Annotated in this window: 17 protein-coding genes and 1 riboswitch; of the genes, 14 read left to right on the forward strand and 3 right to left on the reverse strand. The window is 66.5% G+C overall.

The genetic code is table 11. From position 1 onward, the window contains the following. Nucleotides 1-64: 64 nt before the first annotated feature. The 3 genes from HBE63_RS12560 (at nucleotide 65) to HBE63_RS12570 (ending at nucleotide 2,806) form a co-directional block, all read left to right on the forward strand. On the forward strand, nucleotides 65-760 hold the full coding sequence (locus HBE63_RS12560; protein WP_166905039.1) for a hypothetical protein: 696 nt from the start codon (nucleotides 65-67) through the stop codon (nucleotides 758-760). A 67-nt stretch (nucleotides 761-827) separates the two neighbouring features. Further along, nucleotides 828-1,322 (forward strand): VOC family protein, encoded by a 495-nt coding sequence (locus tag HBE63_RS12565; RefSeq protein WP_166905040.1) that lies wholly within the window; start codon nucleotides 828-830, stop codon nucleotides 1,320-1,322. Continuing rightward, a complete protein-coding gene (locus HBE63_RS12570) occupies nucleotides 1,319-2,806 on the forward strand; it encodes an FAD-binding protein (RefSeq protein WP_166905041.1) in 1,488 nt (495 codons plus the stop codon). Before HBE63_RS12565 ends, HBE63_RS12570 begins: the two co-directional genes overlap by 4 nt. Before the next feature lie 22 nt (nucleotides 2,807-2,828). On the opposite strand, the gene HBE63_RS12575 is transcribed toward HBE63_RS12570, so the two are convergent. Both HBE63_RS12575 and HBE63_RS12580 read right to left on the reverse strand, forming a co-directional pair. Then, nucleotides 2,829-4,742, reverse strand: coding sequence for an ABC transporter ATP-binding protein/permease (locus HBE63_RS12575; RefSeq protein WP_166905042.1), 1,914 nt, complete (start codon nucleotides 4,740-4,742; stop codon nucleotides 2,829-2,831). Between the two features lie 32 nt (nucleotides 4,743-4,774). Next, nucleotides 4,775-6,706: an ABC transporter ATP-binding protein/permease gene (locus tag HBE63_RS12580; RefSeq protein WP_166905043.1), complete on the reverse strand. Its 1,932-nt coding sequence runs from the start codon at nucleotides 6,704-6,706 to the stop codon at nucleotides 4,775-4,777. Nucleotides 6,707-6,780: 74 nt separating this feature from the next. Here HBE63_RS12580 and secA2 point away from each other — a divergent pair, with 74 nt between their 5' ends. From secA2 to gcvP, 11 genes are all read left to right on the forward strand, one after another. Continuing rightward, nucleotides 6,781-9,126 (forward strand): accessory Sec system translocase SecA2, encoded by a 2,346-nt coding sequence (secA2, locus tag HBE63_RS12585; protein ID WP_166905044.1) that lies wholly within the window; start codon nucleotides 6,781-6,783, stop codon nucleotides 9,124-9,126. Between the two features lie 9 nt (nucleotides 9,127-9,135). Further along, the gene (locus HBE63_RS12590; protein WP_243858621.1) at nucleotides 9,136-9,768 is read left to right on the forward strand and encodes a CDP-alcohol phosphatidyltransferase family protein; all 633 of its coding nucleotides are present in this window, start codon (nucleotides 9,136-9,138) and stop codon (nucleotides 9,766-9,768) included. Continuing rightward, the gene (locus HBE63_RS12595) at nucleotides 9,765-10,664 is read left to right on the forward strand and encodes a DUF881 domain-containing protein (protein ID WP_166905045.1); all 900 of its coding nucleotides are present in this window, start codon (nucleotides 9,765-9,767) and stop codon (nucleotides 10,662-10,664) included. Before HBE63_RS12590 ends, HBE63_RS12595 begins: the two co-directional genes overlap by 4 nt. A gap of 28 nt (nucleotides 10,665-10,692) precedes the next feature. Beyond that, on the forward strand, nucleotides 10,693-11,025 hold the full coding sequence (locus tag HBE63_RS12600; RefSeq protein WP_036449743.1) for a small basic family protein: 333 nt from the start codon (nucleotides 10,693-10,695) through the stop codon (nucleotides 11,023-11,025). A 1-nt stretch (nucleotide 11,026) separates the two neighbouring features. Then, nucleotides 11,027-11,947: a DUF881 domain-containing protein gene (locus tag HBE63_RS12605; RefSeq protein ID WP_371814981.1), complete on the forward strand. Its 921-nt coding sequence runs from the start codon at nucleotides 11,027-11,029 to the stop codon at nucleotides 11,945-11,947. Nucleotides 11,948-11,992: 45 nt separating this feature from the next. Further along, nucleotides 11,993-12,388 (forward strand): glycine cleavage system protein GcvH, encoded by a 396-nt coding sequence (gene gcvH, locus HBE63_RS12610; RefSeq protein ID WP_166905046.1) that lies wholly within the window; start codon nucleotides 11,993-11,995, stop codon nucleotides 12,386-12,388. 189 nt (nucleotides 12,389-12,577) lie between these two features. Continuing rightward, nucleotides 12,578-13,057, forward strand: coding sequence for a glycogen accumulation regulator GarA (garA, locus tag HBE63_RS12615; protein ID WP_166905047.1), 480 nt, complete (start codon nucleotides 12,578-12,580; stop codon nucleotides 13,055-13,057). Nucleotides 13,058-13,062: 5 nt separating this feature from the next. Further along, a complete protein-coding gene (locus HBE63_RS12620; protein WP_166905048.1) occupies nucleotides 13,063-13,821 on the forward strand; it encodes a MerR family transcriptional regulator in 759 nt (252 codons plus the stop codon). A gap of 110 nt (nucleotides 13,822-13,931) precedes the next feature. After that, nucleotides 13,932-14,432, forward strand: coding sequence for a bifunctional nuclease family protein (locus tag HBE63_RS12625; RefSeq protein ID WP_166905049.1), 501 nt, complete (start codon nucleotides 13,932-13,934; stop codon nucleotides 14,430-14,432). A gap of 255 nt (nucleotides 14,433-14,687) precedes the next feature. Further along, nucleotides 14,688-15,308 carry a MerR family transcriptional regulator gene (locus tag HBE63_RS12630; RefSeq protein WP_166905050.1) on the forward strand — a complete coding sequence of 207 codons (621 nt, stop codon included), beginning with the start codon at nucleotides 14,688-14,690 and terminating at the stop codon, nucleotides 15,306-15,308. Nucleotides 15,309-15,426: 118 nt separating this feature from the next. Then, nucleotides 15,427-15,525: riboswitch (glycine riboswitch) on the forward strand. 154 nt (nucleotides 15,526-15,679) lie between these two features. Next, the gene (gene gcvP / locus HBE63_RS12635) at nucleotides 15,680-18,514 is read left to right on the forward strand and encodes an aminomethyl-transferring glycine dehydrogenase (protein ID WP_166905051.1); all 2,835 of its coding nucleotides are present in this window, start codon (nucleotides 15,680-15,682) and stop codon (nucleotides 18,512-18,514) included. 43 nt (nucleotides 18,515-18,557) lie between these two features. Here gcvP and HBE63_RS12640 read toward each other — a convergent pair whose 3' ends face one another. Beyond that, the gene (locus HBE63_RS12640) at nucleotides 18,558-20,798 is read right to left on the reverse strand and encodes a substrate-binding domain-containing protein (RefSeq protein ID WP_166905052.1); all 2,241 of its coding nucleotides are present in this window, start codon (nucleotides 20,796-20,798) and stop codon (nucleotides 18,558-18,560) included. Nucleotides 20,799-20,802 lie beyond the last annotated feature (4 nt).

Raw genomic sequence — 20,802 nt, forward strand, 5'->3', positions numbered from 1 at the left:
CTGAACCGATATTGATGTCGGTAGGGTGACATTCACCACGTCCGTACAGCGAGGGAGGCCGGCCGTGAAGAAGTGGCTAGGTGGGGCGATGCGGGCGCTGGCCGGGGTGCCGGTGGCGGGGTTGTTGGTATGTCCGGCGCCGGTTGCAGCCGCCGGGGGTTCACTGGTGTACCCGGGTATGGAGGTCCGGCAGGGCACGAATGTCTGCACGCTGGGCTACGTGGATCCGATCAGTCGGGTCGCGTTCACGGCGGGCCACTGCCGGGGAGGCGGACCTGTGGACGACCGCGACGGCAACTTCATCGGGCACCTGGGTTCCTTCCAGGACAACACGCCCGACGGCGCCACCGTTGACACCAACCACATGATTTCCGATTGGGAGACCATCCAATTGGCCGGCGACGTCGCGGCGAACAACATCCTGCCGGGTGGGCGGACGCTGGTGGAGGATCCTTCGGTGATGCCGACGCCGGGTGCGCCGGTCTGTCACTTCGGTGTGGTCACGGGTGAAAGCTGCGGCACCATCGAGGCCGTCAACAACGGGTGGTTCACCATGGCCAACGGCGTGGTCAGCCAGAAGGGCGATTCCGGTGGCCCCGTGTACGTGGTGATGCCCGATGGCCATGCCGCGATCGTCGGGATGTTCAACAGCACGTGGGGTAACTATCCGGCTGCGGTGTCCTGGCAGAATGCCAGTGGGCAGGCTCGCGGTGGCGGGTCGCCTGCCGGTGAGGTCTCGAATCTGGCCGGGCAGCCCTGACCGGTGTGTTCCGCTAACTAGAACACGTTCTAGCCAACCCGGCGGCCGGGCGATATTCTCATGGGCGATGCCTAATCAGACACCTGTCCAGATCGCGTGGGTTACCGCGGATCTGGACGCCACCGAACAGGCCCTCACCACCCTGCTGGGGGCACGGCGGTGGGTACGTATGCCTGAGGTGCATTTCAGCCCGGAGACCTGCCGCCACCACGGCCGGCCCGCCGATTTCGTGGCCGACATCTCGCTGAGCTACGCCGGCGACACCCAGCTCGAACTCATTGCGCCGGTCAGTGGCGAGAGTATCTACACCGAGTTCCTGGAACGGCACGGGGCGGGCCTGCACCACATCTGCGTCGAGGCGGCCGACCCGGAGGCGTTCGAGGCGCGACTGCGCGACGCCGAAGGCGCCGGGACGCCGGTGGCGTGCCAGGGCGAGATGCCCGGGGGAATGAGATTCGCCTACCTGTCGGCCGCCGGCGCCGGGGTGCCTTATCTGGAGATCGCTTACATCCCGCCCGAGATCCGGGCGTTCTTCGAGTATGTGAAACAGGAGCAGCAGTGAAGGAAATCCCCGAGGTCGTCGAGGCCGCGGACGTCGAGTCCTGGTCCGACGAGTTCGATGTCGTGGTGATCGGATTCGGCATCGCCGGAGGCTGTGCGGCGGTCAGCGCCGCCGCGCAGGGAGCCCGGGTCCTGGTGTTGGAGAAGGCTGCCGCGGCCGGCGGCACCACCGCGATGGCCGGTGGGCACTTCTATCTCGGTGGCGGCACGGCGGTGCAGGAGGCCACCGGGCACCCCGACACCGCCGAGGAGATGTACAAGTACCTGGTCGCCGTCTCGCGCGAACCCGATCTGAACAAGATCCGCGCCTACAGCGACGGTAGCGTCGAACATTTCAATTGGCTTGAGGCACTGGGCTTTCAGTTCGAGCGCAGCTTCTATCCGGGCAAGGTGGTGGTCCCGCCGGGTACCGAGGGGCTGTCCTACACCGGTAACGAGAAGGTGTGGCCGTTCACCGAGCAGGCCAAGCCGGCGCCCCGCGGTCACTCGGTCCCCGTGCCCGGCGAGCTGGGCGGCGCGGCGATGGTGATCGATCTTCTGCTGAAACGCGCTGAGACGCTGGGTGTCACGATCCGCTACGAGGTCGGGGCGACCAATCTGATCGTGGAAGGCGGTGCGGATGACCGCACGGTGGTAGGCGTGAAGTGGAAGCACTTCGGCGAAACCGGTTGCGTCAAAGCGACATCGGTCATCATCACTGCCGGGGGATTCGCGATGAACCCCGAGATGGTTGCCGAGTACACCCCGGCGCTCGGCAAGAAGCGTCGCACCAAACACCACGGCGAGGTGGAGCCCTACATCCTGGGCAACCCCAACGACGACGGCCTGGGTATCCGGATGGGCGTCGCGGCAGGCGGCGTGGCCAACGGCATGGACCAGCTGTTCATCACCGCCGCGGCCTACCCTCCGGAGATCCTGTTGACCGGCGTGATCGTCAACAATCAGGGTCAACGCTTCGTCACCGAGGACTCCTACCATTCGCGCACCTCGGCGTTCGTGCTGCAGCAGCCCGATCAACAGGCATACCTCATCGTGGACGAGGCTCACATGGAGATGCCGGCCATGCCGCTCATCCAGTTCATCGACGGCTACGAGACGATCGCCGAAGTCGAAGAGGCACTGAGCATCCCGGCCGGGAACCTGGCGGCGACGCTGGACCGCTACAACACGAACGCGGCCAATGGTGAGGATCCCGACTTCCACAAGCAACCCGACTACATCGCCGCGCAGACCACCGGCCCGTACGCGGCGTTCAACCTGTCGCTCGGCGTCGCCATGTACTCGGGATTCACCATGGGCGGGCTGACGGTCTCCATCGACGGCGAGGTGCTGCGTGAGGACGGCAGCGTGATCGCGGGTCTCTACGCGGCGGGGGCCTGCGCGTCCAACATCGCGCAGGACGGCCTGGGTTACGCCAGCGGCGTGCAACTCGGCGAAGGATCGTTCTTCGGGCGCCGCGCCGGTACGCACGCGGCGGCAGGTTAGGCCGGTTCCCCGGCTAGACCTGTTAAGTCGGCAAGCCAACGGGCGCGAGCTGCCACCGACCGCCGCCGAGCAATTCCAGGCGGCGGTCGTGGAGCCGGTTGACGCTGTCCCGATGGCTGATGCTGACCACAATGCAGTCGGGCAATTCGGTGCGCAGGGTCGAGTACAACGCGTGCTGTTGACCGGCATCGAGCGCCGAGGTGGCCTCGTCCAGGAACACCGCACACGGCCTCGCCAACAGGATCCGGGCGAACGCGATCCGCTGCTGTTCACCCGGGGACAGCACCTTTGCCCAATCGGCCTCCTCGTCGAGGCGGGAGGACAGATTTCCCAGCGCGACCGTGTTGAGCGCTGCCCGGATCTCGTCGTCGCCGTAGGTACCCGTCGGTGCCGGATAACAGGCCACCGTGCGCAGATCGCCCAGTGGGGCATAGGGGAGTTGGGACAGGAACATCACCTCGCCCTCCTCGGGATAACGCACCGTCCCCGATCCGTACGGCCACAGCCGTGCCAGGCTTCGCAGCAACGTCGTCTTCCCGGTGCCGGACGGCCCGGTGATGACCAACGAATCACCCGGTGCCAGTTGCATGTCGAGGTCGTGCAGCAGCAGATCGCCTTCGGGTGACCGCACCTCGACGTCCTCGAGTTCGACTCCGCCGTTGGCGCTCACGCCGATATCCAATCGCGGTAGCGCCCTTGCCTGTTCGTTGGCGGCGACCAGTCCGTCGAGTCGGATGATCGCGGCCCGGTATCCGGCGAATGCGTCGTACACCGAGCGGAAGAAGCTCAACGAACTCTGCACCCGGTTGAATGCGCTCGCCGACTGCAGGACGTCGCCGTAGGTGAGCTGACCCGCGAACAACCGTGGTGCCTGAACGATCAACGGAAGCGGATCGATGATCTGGTTGATGGATCGATTCCAGCCGAGAAACGCCACGCCCCGCAGGACAAGTCGCCGGTAATTGGCGATGACCTTGGCGAACCGATCTGCCAGAGTGCCACGTTCGGTGCGTTCACCGTGATAGAAGCCGACCGCTTCGGCGCCGTCGCGGACGCGGACAAGTGCATACCGGAAAGCGGCGTTGGTGAGCGAGTTACGGAACGTCAGCCGGATGATCGGCCTGCCGATCCAGAACGCCACGACCGTGGTGATCGCCACCCACAGCAGCGCGATCCAGAACAATGCCTTGGGTACCGTCACGCCCAGAAACGTCAAGGGGCCGGCCAGATTCCACAGGATCGGCGTGAACGCCACGACCGACACAATCGAGTAGACCGATCCGAACAACAGCGTCTGCGCGGTGGCGACAGTCGGTGTGTTGGTTTCTGGTCCGGTACCGGTGGTGAAGACGTCGATGTCCTGCTGGATGCGCTGATCCGGGTTGTCGATCGGAGTACCGCCGAAGCCGGCGATGAATCTGCCGCGGTAGTAGGCCCGTTGGTCCAGCCAGTCCCCGGTGAGCCGGTGGGTGAGCCAGACCCGCCAGCGAACGATGAAGTACTGCATGAGATACAGGTCGAGCAAGGTGCGGGTGATGTCGGCGGCCACCAGCAGCCCGAAGATCAGGATCGAATGCCAGAAACCGTCGATACCCGAGCGACGCACCGCTTCATTGCCCGAACCGGCGCCGGAGAACGCCACCTGCAGCGCTGTCGTCTGGTCGTTGACGTAGTAGCTGAACAGCACGTCCATGCGCACCGAGAACATCACCGACAGGAGTAGTACGCCCAGCAGTACCCACACCGGAATGCTTTCGCGGCCAAGGAAATAGCCGCCGGTAACCCGCCAGAATTGACGGCCCCACGTGGTGAGACGCGCCAGCACGGCTGCGGTGGCCACGAGGGCCACCGCACCGATCGCCCAGGCTTTGGCGACCCACCACAGCGAGGCCAGGATCTCGTTGCCCCAGTCCAGAGACTGGGTGAACATATCCATACCCCGGCAAGTTACCGGGAACTACCGCCTGATCAGCGTTGCTTGACCAGGCCGGTCGTGTCGTCTTCGATCCGGCCGAGTCGCCATTCGCCGTCACCGAGCAGCTCGAGTTCATGGGTGTGGTGCTGCTCGACAGTGGTGCGGTGACTGACGCTGACCAGAATCGTGTCCGGCAGATCCGTGCGCACCCGCTGATAGAGCATGAACTCGAGACCTTCGTCGAGCGCGGATGTGGATTCGTCGAGGAACACCACCTTCGGCTTGACCAGCAGGATCCGGGCGAACGCAATCCGCTGTTGCTCACCGGGAGACAGCACCTTCGCCCAGTCCTGGACGTCGTCGAGCCGGGCGACCAGGTGCGACAGGGCCACCTCGTCGAGGGTCCGCTTGAGGGTCTCGTCGTCGACCGACCCCTCTTCACCCGGATAAGTCACCACCGCGCGGAGGTCGCCGAGCGGAACATACGGCAGCTGCGACAGGAACATCGTCTCGTTCGGGCCGCACGGACGGGTCAACGTGCCCGAGGTGAACGGCCACAACTCGGCGAGGCTGCGGAGCAACGTGGTCTTGCCGCTGCCCGACGGGCCGGTGACCACGAGTGTGTCGCCCACCTGCAGGTGCAGGTCGAGGGGATTGATGAGCTGTCGCCCGTCGGGTGTGCGAACCTCGATGTCGGTGAGCCGTACCGTGCCGTCCACACACGGTGTCGTGGTCACCTCCGGCAGATCTCTGGCCGCGTCGTTGGCCGAGACCAGGCCATGAAGACGAATGATGGCGGCGCGGTAACCGGCGAAGTTGTCGTACGCGCCGCGGAAGAACGAAAGTCCGTCCAGCAAACTGCGGAACGCACTGGCGGTCTGCGACAGCGCGCCCAGGGTGATCTCGCCGCTGTAGAACCGGGGGAACTGCACGACATAAGGGATGAGCTCCTGCGCCTGGTCGATGGTCAGGTTCCAGCCGAGGAACTTGGTCATCCGGTTGACGTAGTGCTTGTAGTTCGAGACCACCGGCGCGAACAGCCGTCGAAGCCCGGTGCGCTCGGCGATCTCACCGCGGTAGAACGCCACCGCTTCCGAAGCATCGCGCAGGCGCACCAGGGCGTACCGGAAAGCAGCGTTGTACTTCTCGTTGTTGAACGACAACGTGATGATCGGCCGCCCGATCCAGAACGCCACCGCGGTGGCGAACAGGACGTAGACGATGCCGATCCAGAAAATCGCGCGCGGGAGTTCGACGCCGACGAACGGCAAGGTGATCGCGCCCGACAGATTCCACAGAATCGCGGTGAATGAAATCATCGAGGCGATGGCGTTGATGGCGCCGAACAGCAAGGTCGCGGTTGAAGTGTTGTTGGGCCGGTTCGGCAGGGAGTCCGTGCTGCCGGTGAAGGTGTCGATGTCGGTCTGGATGCGCTGATCAGGGTTGTCGATCGTCCGGTCGATGAAACGAGCGCGGTAATAGGCCTTGCCGTCGAGCCAGTCGCTGGTCAACCGGTCGGTGAGCCAGGCGCGCCATCGCAGCATGAAGCGCTGGGTCATATAGAGGTCGAGCATGATGCGGGCGACGTTGAGCACCGCGAGCACACCGAACACGGTCATCGCCATCCAGAAGCCATCCCGGCCGGACACCTTGACTGCCTCGTTGCCGCTGGATATGCCGCCGGCGATGACTTGGAAGCTGGTCATCAGATCGTTGCCGTAATAACTGAAGAGCACGGTAAGACGCACGCTGGTGATCACCGACAGCAGCAACGCCGCCAGCCAGGCCCACACGATGACGCTGTCGGGACCGGTGAAGTAGCCGCGGGTGATCCGCCAGTACTGCCGGCCCCACGTCGTGAACTTGGCGAGCAGAAACAGGATCGCCATCGTGGACACCGCTGCGATCAGCCAACCTTTGGCGATCCACATCAGCGACGTCGGAAGCTCGTTGCCCCAGTCCAGTGTCGGGGTGAACATGTCCATGCGGGCAAAGTACCCCGACGAACCCCGGGCAGGCTCGGCCGAGGGCTCTCTGCGCGTCCGCGTACCGTGAACATGTGCCGAAGACGTCCAGCGCCAAACCGGGCCGCTTGAGCAGCAAGTTCTGGAAACTACTGGGGGCCAGTACCGAGCGCAACGAGGCCCGGTCGCTCTCAGAGGTCAAGGGTGCGGCCGAGTTCGAAGACAAGGCTGCCAAACTCGACGACGAGCAGCTCACCAAGGCTGCCAAGCTGCTCGAGCTGGCGGACCTGGCCGCATCGGCCGACATGCCGCAATTCCTGGCGCTCGCCCGCGAGGCCGCCGACCGGACGACTGGCCTGCGTCCCTTTGACGTACAGCTGCTCGGGGCGCTGCGCATGCTCGCCGGGGACATCGTGGAAATGGCCACCGGTGAGGGCAAGACCCTGTCCGGGGCGATCGCGGCGGCCGGCTACGCCATCGGCGGCCGGCACGTCCACGTCATCACCATCAACGACTATCTGGCCAAGCGCGACGCGGAATGGATGGGCCCGCTGCTGGAGGCGCTCGGCCTGACCGTCGGCTGGATCACCGAAGATTCGACGGCCGAAGAACGCCGCGCCGCCTACGAGTGCGACGTCACCTATGCGTCGGTCAACGAGATCGGCTTCGATGTCCTGCGTGATCAGCTGGTCACCGATGTCGCCGACCTGGTGTCGCCCAATCCCGATGTCGCGCTCATCGACGAGGCCGACTCGGTGCTGGTCGACGAGGCGCTGGTGCCGTTGGTGCTGGCCGGCACCAGCCACCGAGAGCAGCCCCGCGTGGAGGTCATCCGCATGGTCGGCGACCTCGTCGCCGGAACGGATTTTGACACCGACGACGACAACCGCAACGTCCACCTCACCGAGGCCGGTGCCCGCAAGCTGGAGGCTCGCCTGGGCAATATCGACCTGTACTCGGAGGAGCACGTCGCCACCACGCTCACCGAGGTCAATGTGGCCCTGCACGCGCACGTGCTGCTGCAGCGCGACGTGCACTACATCGTCCGCGACGGAGCGGTCCACCTGATCAACGCGTCCCGCGGGCGTATCGCCTCACTTCAGCGCTGGCCGGACGGCCTGCAGGCCGCGGTGGAGGCCAAGGAGGGCATCGAGACCACCGAGACCGGCGAGGTGCTCGACACCATCACGGTGCAGGCGCTGATCAACCGCTATCCGACGGTGTGCGGCATGACCGGTACCGCGCTGGCCGCCGGCGAACAGCTGCGCCAGTTCTACAAGCTCGGCGTGTCGCCGATTCCGCCGAACATGCCCAACGTCCGCGAGGACGAGACGGACCGGGTGTACCTCACCGAGGCCGCCAAGAACCATGCCATCGTCGAGCACATCGCCGAGGTGCACGAAACGGGCCAGCCCGTGCTGGTCGGCACCCACGACGTGGCCGAGTCCGAAGACCTGCACCGCAGGCTGGTCAAGGCCGGCGTCCCCGCCGTCGTGCTCAACGCGAAGAACGACGCCGAGGAGGCGGCTGTGATCGCCGAGGCGGGCAAGCTCGGTTCGGTCACGGTGTCGACGCAGATGGCCGGTCGCGGCACCGACATCCGGCTGGGCGGATCCGATGTGGGTGACGACTCGGCCGAGAAGGAGAAGGTCGCCGACCTCGGTGGGCTGCACGTGGTCGGCACGGGCCGGCATCACACCGAACGCCTGGACAACCAGTTGCGCGGGCGGGCCGGACGTCAGGGCGACCCCGGCTCGACGGTGTTCTTCTCCAGCTGGGAGGACGAGGTGGTGGCCGCCCACCTCGACGACACCAAGCTGCCGGGAGAAACCGACGAGGACGGCCGGGTCGCCGCACCCAAGGCCGCCGGTCTGCTGGACCACGCGCAGCGGGTCGCCGAGGGCAGGCTGCTCGACGTGCACGCCAACACCTGGCGCTACAACCAGCTCATCGCCCAGCAGCGCGCGATCATCGTGGAGCGTCGTGAAACCCTGCTGCGCACCGATACCGCACGCCAGGAGCTCGAAGCTCGGTCACCGGAGCGGTATGCGAAGTTGGCCGAGGGGCTGGGTGAGGATGCCGAGGAGAGGCTGACCAAGATCTGCCGGTTGATCATGCTCTATCACCTCGACCGTGGTTGGTGCGACCACCTGGCGTTCCTCGCCGACATCCGCGAGAGCATCCACCTGCGGGCGTTGGGACGGCAGAACCCGCTCGACGAGTTCCACCGGATGGCCGTCGACGCGTTCGCCTCGCTGGCCGCCGACGCCATCGAGGCCGCCCAGCAGACCTTCGACACCGCAGAGGATATCGAGGACGAGCCGGGTATCGATCTGTCCAAGCTGGCGCGGCCGACATCGACGTGGACGTACATGGTCCACGACAACCCGCTCAACGACGACACCATGTCGGCGCTGAGCCTGCCGGGTGTGTTCCGCTAGGTTTTAGGCATGGACCACGCGCCTGCTCCGGAGGGCAGGAGCGCAGAGAGCCGGGCCGCACCATCTTCGTCGGATCGGGTGCTGACCGTGCCCAACGCGCTCAGTGCGCTGCGCCTCGTGCTGGTGCCGGTCTTCCTGTGGCTGCTGTTCGGTGCGCACGCCAACGGGTGGGCCGTTGCGATCCTGATGTTCAGCGGCTTTTCCGACTGGGCTGACGGCAAGATCGCTCGCCTGGTCGACAACCAGTCATCGCGGCTCGGCGAACTGCTCGACCCACTCGTCGACCGGATCTACATGATCACGGTTCCGGTCGCCCTGGCGCTGTACGGCGTGGTGCCGTGGTGGGTGGTGCTGACCCTGCTCGGCCGCGATGTGCTGCTCGCCGCCACGCTGCCGCTCTTGCGCCGCCGGGGACTGACCGCGTTGCCGGTGACGTATCTGGGTAAGGCTGCCACCTTCGCATTGATGTCGGGTTTCCCGTGGGTGCTGCTCGGCCAGTGGGACGCGACGTGGAGTCGGGTCGCGCTGGCCTGCGGATGGGCCTTCCTGCTGTGGGGCGTGGCGCTCTACCTGTGGTCGGCGGTGCTGTATCTGGTGCAGGTGGGCATGGTGGTGCGACAACTCCCCGTAAAACGGGCATGAGCACCCTGGGCGGTTACGAGTCGGGGGCCGGACTCAATGACCATGAGGCCCACGCGCCCAAGCGAATCCCGCTGCCCTCACTGTTGCGGTCGCTCCTGTCGGAGCACCTCGACCCCGGCTATGCCGCGGCCGCCGCGGCGCGTGAGGCCGGTGACCGGCCGCGCCGGCGAGTCCGCGATTTCGGGTGGTTGGTGGTCGGCGCGGGGGCGATCGCCACGGTGTTCGCCGTGGCTGCCGGCCAGGCACAGACGGCGGCGCCGGCCGCCCGCGAAGCCCAGCACACTCTGGCCGGGCGGGTGCGCGCGGCACAGATCGGTGCCGACGGGGCGAGTTCCCAACGCGATGCCCTGGTCGATCAAGTCGACGCCGAGCGCCGCAGCCGGCTCGGTATGGACGAGAACGGCCAGCATCTGCTCGGCAGCCTGGACACCGCCAACATCGAAGCGGCGGCCATCCCGATGATCGGTCCCGGGCTGACCGTGACGGTCACCGACCCCGGCCTGTCCAAGGACCTGAGTGACGTGTCCAAACAGCGGGTTGCCGGCGGCCAGCAGATCATTCTCGACCGGGACCTCCAGTTGGTGGTGAACTCGCTGTGGGCCAGTGGCGCAGAGGCGGTGTCGGTGGGTGGCGTGCGGGTCGGCGCCGGCGTCACGATCAGGCAGGCCGGGGGTGGAATTCTGGTCGACAATCAGCCGATCACCAGTCCGTATGCCATTGTGGCCATCGGACCACCGAAGGGGATGGCCGATGCCTTCGACCGCACTCCGGGTTTGCAGCGGTTGCGGCTGTTGGAGACTTCCTACGGGGTAGGGGTGAATGTGAGTGCGGGTGACGGGCTGACCGTGCCCGCGGTGTCGGTGCGAGATGTCAACTTCGCCAAAGAGATTGGATAGCCCTGACGTGCACAGGATGGACCGTTAGATGATCGGGATCGTCGCACTGGTCGTCGGGATCGTGCTCGGGTTGGTGTTCCACCCCAGCGTTCCCGACTTCGTCGAGCCGTATCTGCCGATCGCCGTGGTGGCGGCATTGGATGCGGTGTTCGGCGGGTTGCGTGCCTACCTGGAGCGCATATTCGACGCCAAGGTGTTCGTGGTCTCGTTCGTGTTCAACGTGTTGGTGGCGGCGTTGATCGTGTACGTCGGTGATCAGCTGGGCGTGGGTACCCAGCTGTCGACGGCGATCATCGTGGTCCTCGGCATCCGGATCTTCGGCAACGCCGCTGCACTACGGCGCAGGTTGTTCGGCGCCTGACATGAGCGAAGCGGAGCCCCCACCCCAGGATGAGCCGGACCGCCCGGCCGAACCGGCCGAGGCAGACACCCAGCCCGAGCCCGAGCCTGAAACCCCGCCCGAGGCCAAGGCTGAAACCCAGCCCGAGCCCAAGCCCGAACATCACGCAGAGCACCACGGCCGCCACGAGATGCCCGCCGACGTCTCGCCGCGCCGGTTCCGGAATCTGCGGGTCATGCGCCGTGGCCGTTCGCAGTTGATGTTCGGCGCGCTGGGGGTGTTGCTGTGCATCCTGCTGGGCATGGCGATCGTCACGCAGGTTCGCCAGAACGAGTCGGGGGATTCGCTGGAGACCGCGCGTCCGGCGGATCTGCTGGTGCTGCTGGACTCCCTGCAGCAACGTGAGGGCTCGCTCAACACCGAGGTGGCCGACCTGCAACGGACACTGCAGCAGCTGCAGGCCTCGGGCAGCAGTGATCAGGCCGCGATCGAGAATGCCCAGTCCCGGTTGGAGGCGCTGTCCATCCAGATCGGGACGGTGGCCGCCACCGGCCCGGGCGTGACGCTCACCATCGAAGACAATGCGCCCGGGGTGCCCGCCGAGACTCTGCTCGACGTGATCAACGAGTTGCGCGCGGCGGGCGCCGAGGCCATCGAGATCCGCGGCGGAGACCAGCAGTCCGCGGTGCGGGTCGGCCTCGACACGTGGATGATGGGTACCCCCGGGGCGCTGACCGTCGACGAGGTGACTCTGCGGCCACCGTATTCGGTTCTGGCCATAGGGGACCCGCCGACACTGGCGGCGGCGATGAACATTCCCGGCGGGGCAATGGACAGTGTCAAGCGGGTCGGCGGCACGATGGTGATACAACAAGCCGAGCGTGTCGACGTCACCGCCTTGCGACAACCGAAACCACGCCAATACGCTCAGCCCGTCAAGTGAGCATCAAATGAGCACAGCAACCAACTCCACGAATAAAGGAGCGCCGTGAGCGAGATCCCAGCCGACCTGTACTACACCTCGGAGCACGAGTGGGTGCAGCGCACCGGTGACGACACGGTGCGCGTCGGCATCACCGATTATGCGCAGTCCGCCCTTGGCGATGTGGTGTTTGTCCAACTGCCTGATGTCGGCGCCCAGCTGGCCGCCGGCGATGCGTTCGGCGAGGTCGAGTCCACCAAGTCAGTGTCGGATCTCTACGCCCCCGTCGCGGCGAAAGTCGTTGCGGTCAACGGTGATCTGGACGGCAGCCCGCAGCTGGTCAACTCTGACCCCTACGGCGAAGGCTGGCTGGTCGATCTGCGGCTCGAGGACGGGACGCTCGAGGACGCCCTGGCTGGTTTGCTCGACGCGGACGGCTACCGCGCCGCCGTGACCGAGTGAGGGATTGTTAGGGTTTCGAAGGCCGGTCGCCAGGACCGGTTCGGCAGTACCCGGCGCGCAGATATCTTCCCCATCGGATCCGGCGGTGGTGGACACAACGATGCCTGATGCGCGGTACGGTCGACGTGAGACCGACGATGGGCTGGGGCCGCGCCGGCCAACGCCACAGCAGCCAGTGAGGAGCAGCGGGTGACGGAAAAGGACAGCAATTTGGGGGCCGACCAGTCGGAAGACGTGACGGTGGAAACCACATCGGTTTTTCGCGCGGACTTTTTGAACGAACTGGATGCGCCCGCAACGGCTGGTACCGAAGGCGCTGTTTCCGGCGTCGAGGGCCTGCCCGCGGGTTCGGCATTGCTCGTCGTCAAGCGTGGACCGAACGCCGGATCGCGTTTCCTGCTCGATCAGCCGACCACGTCGGCGGGGCGTCACCCGGACAGCGACATCTTTCTCGATGACGTGACGGTGAGCCGTCGACACGCCGAGTTCCGGTTGGAGAGCGGCGAGTTCCAGGTTGTCGATGTCGGCAGCCTCAACGGCACGTACGTCAACCGCGAGCCGGTCGATTCGGCCGTGCTCGCCAACGGCGACGAGGTGCAGATCGGGAAGTTCCGCCTGGTGTTCCTCACCGGCCCACGATCTGACGACGACAGCGGCCCGACCAGCTAGCCGATATGACTGCCCCCGACAGACCTGCGCTGACCGGGATGTCGATCGGCGCAGTGCTGGACCTGCTGCGGGGCGACTTTCCGGACGTCAGCATCTCCAAGATCCGGTTCCTCGAGGCCGAGGGGCTGGTCACACCGCAGCGCACCGCGTCGGGGTACCGGCGGTTCACTGCATACGACTGTGCGCGGTTGCGGTTCATCCTCACCGCCCAGCGTGACCAGTATCTGCCGTTGAAAGTGATCAAGACTCAGCTGGATGCCCTGCCGGACGGTGAGTTGCCGCAGGCCGGATCGGCCTATCCGGTGCCCCGTCTGGTGGGGGTGTCCGACGGTGCAGACCGCGGAGGCGACGGGGTGGACGGCACCGCCGGCATATCTGGGGTGGCGCCGACGCAGGTCCGGCTGTCGCGTGAAGATCTGTTGACCCGGTCGGGTATCGATGAGGAGATGCTCGGGGCGCTGGTCCGCAACGGCATCATCACCGCCGGGCCCGCCGGGTTTTTCGACGAACATTCCGTGGTGATCGCCCAGTGTGCGCGGGCCCTGGGTGATTACGGCGTCGAGCCCAGGCACCTACGGGCATTTCGGTCCGCGGCAGACCGGCAGTCCGACCTGATCTCCCAGATAGCCGGCCCGGTGGGCAAGGCGGGCAAGGCCGGTGCGCGCGATCGCGCCGACGATCTGGCCCGTGAAGTGGCCGCCCTGGCGATCACGCTCCACACGTCACTGATCAAGTCCGCCGTACGCGACGTTCTGGATCGCTGAGGACTAGACTCGTTTTGACGGCTAGCTCGTCTAAGTCGGGACCCCTGAGGCGAACTGGCGAAGGACGAAGATTCGACGAAACGGCACGGCGGTGCGGAGGGCAGGCACAGATGGCTGAGGTTCGCGTGGTCGGCATTCGGGTGGAGCAGCCGCAGAACCAGCCCGTATTGCTGTTGCGGGAATCCAACGGTGACCGGTACCTGCCGATCTGGATCGGGCAGTCGGAGGCTGCCGCGATCGCCCTGGAACAACAGGGCGTCGAGCCCGCCCGGCCGCTCACTCACGACCTGATCCGAGATGTCATTGCCGCCCTGGGGCATTCACTCAAAGAGGTGCGGATCGTGGATCTGCAGGAAGGCACGTTCTACGCCGACCTGGTCTTCGACCGCGACATCACGGTGTCGGCCAGGCCTTCGGACTCGGTGGCGATCGCCCTGCGTGTCGGCGTGCCGATCTACGTCGAGGAGGCGGTGCTGGCCGAGGCCGGCCTGCTGATTCCCGACGAGAATGATCAAGACGGCGGCACGGGCGGTGGTGTGCCTGAGGACGAGGTCGAGAAGTTCAAGGAGTTCCTGGACAGCGTTTCGCCGGACGACTTCAAGGCGACATGACGGCCGCCCGCCCTGCTGTGCCACCGCAGATCACGGATACGTCTCAACTGGGCATACCGGTGTCAACACGCGGCGCGGGAGTCAATCGGGCGGGAATTCGAACGCCATACTTTCTTCGCAGCGGGCAATCAGGGCCCGGCGGGAAGCGTATGCTCGACACATTCGAGCTCACAGCAAACCGCCACAGTAGAGATTGCTGCGGTGCGGGACCTATAAGTACGACGCGGGCGAGCTCGATCGGCGAGAGGATTCACAGTGGGTGACACGCCACGGCAGGAAGAGTTGGATCTGGCGACCGGGAGCGGCGCGGAGCCGCCTGTCAGGCCAGCTGGCGAACCCGTGCAGGGTGGGCTGTTCCCCGACGATTCGGTGCCCGACGAACTCGTCGGTTACCGCGGCCCCAGTGCGTGCCAGATCGCCGGCATCACCTACCGGCAGCTCGACTATTGGGCGCGCACCTCCCTGGTCGTTCCCTCCATCCGGGGTGCGGCCGGCTCGGGCAGCCAGCGCCTCTACTCGTTCAAGGACGTTCTGGTCCTCAAGATCGTCAAGCGGTTGCTGGACACCGGCATCTCGTTGCACAACATCCGGGTCGCGGTCGACCATCTCCGCCAGCGCGGTGTGCAGGATCTGGCCAACATCACCCTGTTCTCCGACGGCACCACGGTCTACGAATGCACCTCGGCCGAAGAGGTCGTGGATCTGCTGCAGGGCGGTCAGGGTGTGTTCGGCATCGCGGTGTCCGGCGCCATGCGTGAGCTGACCGGCACCATCGCCGATTTCCCGGGCGAGCGTGCCGACGGTGGCGAGTCCATCGCGTCACCCGAAGATGAGCTGGCCTCGCGGCGCAAAAGTCGCGACCGCAAAATCGGCTGACTTTTCCGCACAGTTCCTCCCGCGAGCAGACACTTAGGTACCCGAAATTCGACGTTGACGGGTACCTAAGTGTCTGTTCGCGGGCATAGGTGAGTGGCCGGTAGAATTGCCGACGCATCGCCCTCGTGCGGGAGAGTTTCGTGACAGCCAGTCACGGACGCCGAAGGAGCAATACCTCTCCGTCAACCTCTCAGGCACCCAGGACCGCGCCAGGCCCCGATGCCTCTGGAAAGTGGTGCCCGCTGGGTACCCGCCCATGGGGAAAGGTCCTGTAGCGGGGGCTGAATCTCTCAGGCGCCCGGACCGGGTCGACGACAGAGGGAGAGGGACTGCTACGACGTCTCAGCACGTCTGCGCCTCAGGGGAGTGTCGTGTCCGACCAGCATCAACCGCGTTTTGCCGATCGTCACATCGGCCCGGACGCCGCCGCCGTGGCCACCATGCTCGAGGTGATCGGAGTGGCGTCACTCGACGAACTCGCCGCCAAGGCACTGCCCGCAGGCATTCTCGATGCGCTCGACGCCGACGGGGTCGCCCCAGGCCTGGAGGGCCTGCCCGCACCCGCCACCGAAGAGCAGTCGCTGGCCGAGCTGCGTGAGTTGGCCGATTCCAATACGACCGCGGTCTCGATGATCGGCCAGGGCTACTTCGACACCTTCACTCCCGCCGTGCTGCGGCGCAACATTCTTGAGAACCCCGCCTGGTACACCGCCTACACCCCGTATCAGCCCGAGATCAGCCAGGGCCGGCTCGAAGTGTTGCTCAATTTCCAGACCATGGTGTCGGATCTGACCGGACTCGAGGTCGCAGGAGCGTCGATGCTCGACGAGGGCACTGCCGCGGCCGAGGCCATGACCCTGATGCACCGCGCGAGCAAGGCCAAGACGAATCGACTCCTGGTCGACACCGATGTGTACACGCAGACCGCGGCCGTGCTGGCCACCCGCGCGCAGCCGCTCGGCATCGAGATCGTCACCACGGACCTTCGCCAGGGGCTGCCCGACGGTGAGTTCTTCGGTGTCATCGTGCAGCTGCCCGGCGCGAGTGGCGGCGTTGTGGATTGGACGAGCCTGATCTCCGCTGCCCATGAGCGTGGCGCACTGGTGGCCGTGGGTGCCGACCTGCTGGCGATGACGGTGATCACCCCGCCGGGTGAGATCGGGGCCGACGTCGCCTTCGGGACCAGCCAACGGTTCGGCGTGCCAATGGGATTCGGCGGTCCGCACGCCGGCTATCTGGCGGTGCATGCCAAGCACGCCCGGCAGTTGCCGGGTCGGTTGGTCGGTGTGTCCGTCGACGCGGATGGGTCGCCGGCCTACCGCCTGGCGCTGCAGACCCGCGAGCAGCACATCCGCCGGGACAAGGCGACCAGCAACATCTGTACCGCGCAGGTGCTGTTGGCGGTGATGGCCGCGATGTACGCCAGCTACCACGGCGCCGCAGGTCTGACCGCGATCGCCCGCCGCGTTCACGGCCATGCCGCCGCGATCGCGGCCGCACTCGGCGATGCGCTGGTGCACGACACGTTCTTCGACACCGTGCTGGCCCGGGTTCCCGGACGCGCCGACGCGGTGGTCGCGGCCGCCAAGGCCAACGGCATCAACCTGTGGCGCGTCGACGCCGACCACGTGTCGGTGTCCTGCGACGAGACCACCACCGATGAGCACGTGGCCGCCGTCCTCGAAGCGTTCGGAGTCGCCCCCGCGGCCGATCCGGTGAACACCGGGATCGCGACGCGCACATCGGAGTTCCTGACGCATCCGGCATTCAACTCCTACCGCACCGAGACCGAGATGATGCGGTACCTGCGGATGCTGGCGGACAAGGACATTGCCTTGGACCGCAGCATGATTCCGCTCGGCTCCTGCACGATGAAGCTGAATGCGGCCGCCGAGATGGAGCCGATCACCTGGCCCGAGTTCGGGCGGCAGCACCCGTTCGCGCCGGCGTCGGACAATCCGGGTCTGCGTAAGCTGATTGCCGACCTGCAGGACTGGCTCATCGGGATCACCGGCTACGACCAGATCTCGTTGCAGCCCAACGCCGGTTCCCAGGGGGAGTACGCCGGCCTGCTGGCGATCAAGGCCTATCACGATTCGCGTGGCGACACCGAACGTGATCTGTGCCTGATCCCGTCGAGCGCGCACGGCACCAATGCCGCCTCGGCCGCGCTGGCCGGCATGCGCGTCGTGGTGGTGGCCTGCCGCGAGAACGGCGACGTCGACCTCGACGACCTCCGTGCCAAGATTGCCGAACATGCCGATCGTATTGCGGCGCTGATGATCACCTATCCGTCGACGCACGGGGTGTACGAGCACGACGTCGCCGACATCTGCGCGGCCGTGCACGACGTGGGTGGCCAGGTCTACGTGGACGGTGCGAACCTCAACGCGCTGGTCGGGTTGGCCCGCCCGGGCCGCTTCGGCGGCGACGTCAGCCATCTCAACCTGCACAAGACGTTCTGCATCCCGCACGGTGGCGGCGGCCCCGGCGTCGGACCGGTCGCGGTGCGCTCGCATCTGGCGCCGTTCCTGCCGGGCCATCCGCTGGCCGATGAGTTGCCCGATGAGCACACGGTTTCGGCCGCCCCCTACGGGTCGGCATCGATCCTGCCGATCACCTGGGCCTACATCCGGATGATGGGTGCCCCAGGGCTGCGTACCGCGACCCTGACTGCGATCGCGTCGGCCAACTATGTGGCCCGGCGTCTCGACGAGTACTACCCGGTGCTCTACACCGGCGAGAACGGCATGGTCGCCCACGAGTGCATCCTGGACCTCCGGGGGATCACCAAGGCCACCGGGGTGACCGTGGACGACGTGGCAAAGCGCCTGGCGGACTACGGTTTCCATGCGCCGACCATGAGTTTCCCGGTGGCCGGCACGCTGATGGTCGAACCCACCGAGAGCGAGAGCCTGACGGAGGTCGACGCGTTCTGTGACGCGATGATCGCGATCCGCGCGGAGATCGACCGGGTCGGTTCGGGGGAGTGGTCGGTGGACGACAACCCGCTGCGCGGCGCTCCGCACACCGCCGAGTGCCTGTTGGTCGCCGACTGGGATCACCCCTACACGCGCGAACAGGCTGCCTACCCGTTGGGTAAGGGTTTCCGTCCGAAGGTGTGGCCGCCGGTGCGTCGTATCGACGGTGCCTACGGCGACCGGAATCTGGTGTGCTCCTGCCCGCCGGTCGAGGCTTTCGCCTAGCGCGGCGCGGTCACCGCGCACCGGCGCGGCAGGGCGGTGAGGCTCAGCCCAGCATGGTGTTGACGGCGGTGGCCAGTTCGGGTGAGGCCGAGCTGGACAGATGTTGGTAGGTGCCGCTGCTGGCCTGTGCGACGGCCTCCCACGTGGCTCGGTCCGAGCCAGTGCCGAAGTCGATCACGTTGACCGCGATCGGACGGGCGGGGTCGAATGCGCCGCGGATGAAATCCTGCAGCCCGGCCCCATCCAGGCTCTGATCGGTGTGCGGTCCGGTGGTGATCAGCAGGATCGAATTGCTCTGGCCCTCACGATATTTCGACAGTGCTTCGTTGTAGAGCATTCGTAGCGTGGTGAACGACACCGCGCCGCCGCCCGAGGCGGACTGCTCGTCGAGCGTCGAGGTCAGCGCATCGGAGCGACGCTGCCCGTTGACCGGCTCGGCCAACGGCCCGGTCGTAACCTCCGGGCGCCCCTCGGTGCCGTCAAAGGTCCAGAGGCCGACTGCGGCGGTATCGGGCAGTGCCTTGAGCCGGCTGTCGAGCGCTGCCACGACGTTGGCCAACCGTGACTTGCCGCCCTCCTCGTTCGGCATCGACTGGTCGAGCATGATCGTGACCGCAGGGTTTCCCGACGGTGTGGCGGTGGCGTTGGCCAGCGTCACCCGAACGGCGTTGTCACCGATCGACAACGGCGCGGCGAGCTGGCTGAAAGCAGTGACATCGCTGGACGGCGGCGTCGTCCCCTCGGCACGGAACCCCGCCTTGGCGAGCTCGGCGAGTTGCTCGGGCTTGCGCAAGTAGCGGGCGAACTCACTGGCTGCGGTGATCTGTTCCTTCTCCAGCCAGTCCCCGGCCAGCAGCACCGTCGGATAGTCGGCGGTGGCGGTGGGGCCCGGCGGCAGCCAGCCGGCCAACGAGGACTTGACGTTGTCGAGCGAGGTGGCCCGCAGGAACAGCTGCTGCTCGGTGGTGGCCACAGCGTGCACCGGCGCGGTCGCCGGATCGGAGGCGTTGAGCAACGCGTCCATGGCGGTGCCCAGCTCGGAGTCATCGAGTTTGGGCTGCCCGTGGAACAGGCTGTTCACGCCGCTCATGCCGGAGGTCGCCGGCGCGCCCGACGGAGCCGTCGCCGCGGCGACGGCCTCGGCGGCGAGCGGGGCGGCATCGCCGTTGCTGTGGGTCGGCAGCGCCAGTTTGAGCGTGCCCCACCCGGGCAGCTTGAGCGCATTCATCGCCGCCGGGCTGCTCTGAAGTTGCGGCAGAGTAGCCCAGGTCTGTTGTGTCAGTGCGTCCTTGAGTTGCGGGCGGACCGCCAGCAGGACCGGTGAAGTGACCAGGGATCGGCTGTCGCTGACAGTCTTGGCGCCCGCGGTCGCCTCCAGTCGCGCCTCGGCGATGCCGCTGGCCGGAATCCACAGCGCGGGGCGGTCGCCGAGTTCGCTGGGCCACGTGTTGGCAAACCCACTGACCACACGGTCGGATTCAGCGGACTGCACGCGCACCTTGACGCAGCGGTCACCGACCGGGCTGACCGACTCGTTGTACGCGTTGGCCAGCCCCTCGATGTGTGTCGAGATCGTCGGGTCGGCGATAACGGCGACGCCGAGTTCGCCGTCGACGCAGCGTGCGGCGGCAGCGTCGCTGCGACCGGCGAGGACATCGCCGAAGAACTTCCACAGGATCACCGCGCCGACCACGGCCACCACGGTGACCAGTGCGACGATCACACTCACGCTGACACCGCGTCGGCCGGACTGCACTGCGCGATGGCTGCCCGTCCACTCACCGCCGTCCCAGTCCCCGCCGTGTTGGCGGCCGGCCGGGCCCGACGGCGGCGGGGGTTCGCCGACGGCGCCGAACTGGGCGGTCGGCTGATCGTCGGCATACTCCGCGTCGTAGTCGTCGGAGTACTTGTCGCGGTATCCGTCGATGTATTCGCCGTCGTACGCGTCGTCCTCGGCGTAATCCGATTCGTCATAATCGGCGTACTCCGAATCGTGATAGTCCGATTCGTAGTCGTCGTCCCCGTCGGCGTACTGGGGTGCGCGGTAATCGGGCTCGGCCCGGTACCCACGGTCGTCCCGATAGTCGGGCCCGTCCTGGTACGCGGGCGCATCCCGGTAGCCGCGATCGGGCCCACGCCCGGGCGGGTCGAATTCGTCTCCGGCATACCGTGACTGCTCGTGGCGGGGACGTTCGTAATCGTCCCGGTAAGCGGAGTCCTCGACGTGCCCGTGGTCGGGCTCGTCGGGTGCATCCTCAGGGTCGGGAATGCTGTGCCTGCCCATTCCT

The sequence above is a fragment of the Mycobacterium sp. DL440 genome (assembly GCF_011745145.1).
GTDB lineage: Bacteria > Actinomycetota > Actinomycetes > Mycobacteriales > Mycobacteriaceae > Mycobacterium.